Origin of the sequence: Roseovarius dicentrarchi (assembly GCF_003316635.1) — a bacterium.
GTDB classification, from domain to species: domain Bacteria; phylum Pseudomonadota; class Alphaproteobacteria; order Rhodobacterales; family Rhodobacteraceae; genus Roseovarius; species Roseovarius dicentrarchi.
In genome coordinates this window covers 1-3,157 of the sequence record NZ_QNQP01000055.1, presented here as the reverse complement: position 1 = coordinate 3,157, position 3,157 = coordinate 1, and the positions used below count along the sequence as shown (strand labels likewise).

Here is a 3,157-nt window from a genome sequence, read left to right as displayed (position 1 = left end):
CCGAAACTATCCGAACCGAAACATGATCGCAGGCAGATGATCAGCCGTGCCCGAGCTGTCCGGGAATTACTGAAACGGCTGTCCGGGAATTAGCGTAATCGCTGTCCGGTATTTTTGAAATCCGCACGTGCGACGCTTTATCGGCGGATGAAGCGGCTTGGACTTGAAGATAGTTAGGGGAAACTGTCTCATTGGTGAGACACCTTTAATCCCGCGACACCTTCCTGCCACAAGACGTGGCGCACGACGCAAGTCACACTCTTTGTAATCCGGGAGGAGAAGCCGGATAACAATGGAGGATTTCAAATGAACGATATGACCCACACCGAGGCAGGCACATATGTGTCGCCGTTTAAGCTGCGCTACGACAACTATATCGGCGGCGCGTTTGTGCCACCCGTCAATGGCAAATACTTCGAAAACGTGACGCCCATTACCGGTGGCTTGATCAACGAATGCGCCCGCTCTGACGCGGCGGATATTGAGCTCGCACTTGATGCAGCCCACGCTGCCAAAGACGCTTGGGGCAAAACATCTGCCACGCATCGCGCGAATATCTTGCTTAAAATTGCGGACCGGATCGAAGAGAACCTAGAACTCTTGGCCACTGCCGAAACATGGGACAACGGCAAGCCGATCCGCGAAACGATGAACGCAGACGTGCCACTTTGCGCCGACCACTTCCGCTATTTTGCAGGTGTTTTGCGCGCGCAAGAAGGCAACATGAGCGAGATCGACAACGACACCGTCGCCTATCACTACCACGAGCCCTTGGGCGTTGTCGGCCAGATCATCCCTTGGAACTTTTCGCTTCTGATGGCGGCATGGAAGCTGGCACCTGCTTTGGCTGCGGGCAATTGCGTCGTGATGAAACCAGCCGAACAAACACCTGCCGCGATCATGGTTTTTGCAGAACTGATCAACGACTTGCTGCCAGCTGGCACCTTGAACATCGTCAACGGCTTTGGTGGAGAAGTCGGCGCAGCCCTTGCCAGCTCCTCGCGCATTGCAAAAATCGCGTTCACCGGTTCCACCGTCACGGGCCGTAAGATCATGGAAGCGGCGACAAAGAACCTGATCCCCGTCACGCTCGAATTGGGTGGAAAGTCGCCAAACATCTTCTTTTCTGACGTGATGGCAAAGGACGATGCGTTCTTGGACAAGGCCGTCGAAGGCTTCGTTCTGTTCGCCTTCAACCAAGGCGAAGTCTGCACCTGCCCGTCACGTGCGCTGATCCAAGAGGATATCTACGAAGAGTTTATCGCGCGCTGCATCAAACGTGTCGCGGCGATCAAGCACGGCGATCCACGCGACCCCGAAACGATGGTCGGCGCACAAGTCAGCAAGGCCCAACACGACAAGATCATGGGCTATTTCACGATCGGTCGCGAAGAAGGCGCAGTGGTGCTGGCTGGCGGCGGTGCTGCACGGTTTAACGGGGAATTAGCTGGCGGGAACTACATCCAACCGACGATCCTCAAGGGGCATAACAAGATGCGGGTTTTCCAAGAGGAAATCTTTGGCCCCGTCGTCTCTGTCACCACGTTCAAGGATGAATCCGAAGCATTGGAAATTGCGAACGACACGATGTATGGCCTCGGCGCTGGAGTTTGGTCGCGTGACATGAACACCTGCTACCGCTTTGGGCGTGCCATCGAGGCAGGCCGCGTGTGGGTGAACAACTATCATGCCTATCCAGCGCACGCTGCGTTTGGCGGCTATAAGCAATCGGGCATTGGCCGTGAAAACCACAAAATGATGCTGGACCACTATCAGCAGACGAAGAACTTGTTGGTAAGCTATAGCCCCAATAAGTTGGGCTTCTTCTAAATACTTCGAAAGGCGGCCTTTGCAAATACATGCAAAGGCCGCATCGCAGACCTCGTCAGTTCAAGCTTTGTAGCTATTCCATAAATTCCAATTTGAAACCTTGCTCTGGCAGCGTGTCAGTCATTCAAGGTATTTCCGTTAGCCTAATTGACCGCTCTACCTACCGATCGAGAAACGCTCTCAGAATTTAGACTACTGCTCCGCTTTGGGCTGGAATTTCGGGGTACGATTTCCTTGTTTCCCTTATCAAGATTGAAGCCGCTCCTCAGGTGTTCGGTTCATTCAGCAGATTTCATAACCTTTAACCTAGGTTTACTCGAAGTCGGAAATTGCAACTGCTACTTTCAGTTTTCCGATTGCGGACATTCGCGAAAATGCAGAAAATCGGTAAAGAGGGCTCCAAGCCGACCTTCGCTGCGGATCGGTGGTATAATGCGTCGTCGGCGGAGCGCCGAAGACGCGGTGGGACCGGTGGAGTGGAGGAACCGCCATGTCTACCGCCAACCTACCAGCAATCCGTGCTTGCCGCCCCGCTTGGAACAAAGGGCGCATCGTCGGTCAAAAACGTCCGCTGCAACCGAAGCATGTCTGGGCGATCCGGGTCCGACTCGAAATCGCGCATCGCACCAGAGAACTGGCGCTCTTCAACCTTGCCATCGACAGCAAATTGCGTGGCTGCGACCTGGTGCGGCTCAAGGTCGCCGACCTCTATGCAGCGGGTCAGGTCAAGCACCGCGCTACGATCGTTCAGAGCAAGACAAGAAGGCCTGTCAGCTTCGAGGTCACCGAAGGTACCCGGAAAGCAATCGCAGCCTGGCTGGATGCCCCGCTCATGGTCGGGTCGGAGCATCTCTGGCCGGGACGGTTCCACGAACGGCGGCATATCTCAACACGGCAGTATGCTCGCCTCGTCCGGGACTGGGTGACCTCCATCGGTCTCGAGCCAAGCGCCTACGGCACCCATTCCATGCGCCGCACTAAGGTTGCGCAGATTTATCGGAAGACCGGCAATCTTAGAGCAGTGCAGCTATTGCTTGGCCATACGAAGATGGACAGCACCGTGCGTTACCTCGGCGTCGAACTGGAGGATGCGCTCGCGATTGCAGAGTCGGTAGAGATTTGAGCGCCTGGGGCCGGTCCGTCGCGGCCGGCCCAAACCTGTCGTTCGTGAGTGATCTGAATTTCTGCGGTGAGATCTGTCGTAAACATCCGCCGAGGGCCGCGGTCAGGCAGCCTTGACTTGGTGCGTTGCTGCGTTCCATTCCCACGGCAGCAACTCGTGCAGGCGTGAGACCGGCATGTCGGAGATGCGGGCGATGACGTCAGC

At 55.7% G+C, this 3,157-nt stretch carries 2 protein-coding genes; both read left to right on the top strand.

All coding sequences use genetic code 11. The annotated features are described in order from the left end of the window. Positions 1–306 precede the first annotated feature (306 nt). Positions 307–1,830 carry an aldehyde dehydrogenase gene (gene adh / locus DQ230_RS16685; RefSeq protein ID WP_113913683.1) on the top strand — a complete coding sequence of 508 codons (1,524 nt, stop codon included), beginning with the start codon at positions 307–309 and terminating at the stop codon, positions 1,828–1,830. 490 nt (positions 1,831–2,320) lie between these two features. Then, on the top strand, positions 2,321–2,953 hold the full coding sequence (locus DQ230_RS16680) for a tyrosine-type recombinase/integrase (protein ID WP_113913682.1): 633 nt from the start codon (positions 2,321–2,323) through the stop codon (positions 2,951–2,953). Positions 2,954–3,157: the final 204 nt, after the last annotated feature.

Bases quoted from the DNA above. Each gene is read 5' to 3' on its own strand.
- adh (WP_113913683.1), top strand. From the start codon at position 307: ATGAACGATATGACCCACACCGAGGCAGGCACATATGTGTCGCCGTTT.
- DQ230_RS16680 (WP_113913682.1), top strand. From the start codon at position 2,321: ATGTCTACCGCCAACCTACCAGCAATCCGTGCTTGCCGCCCCGCTTGG.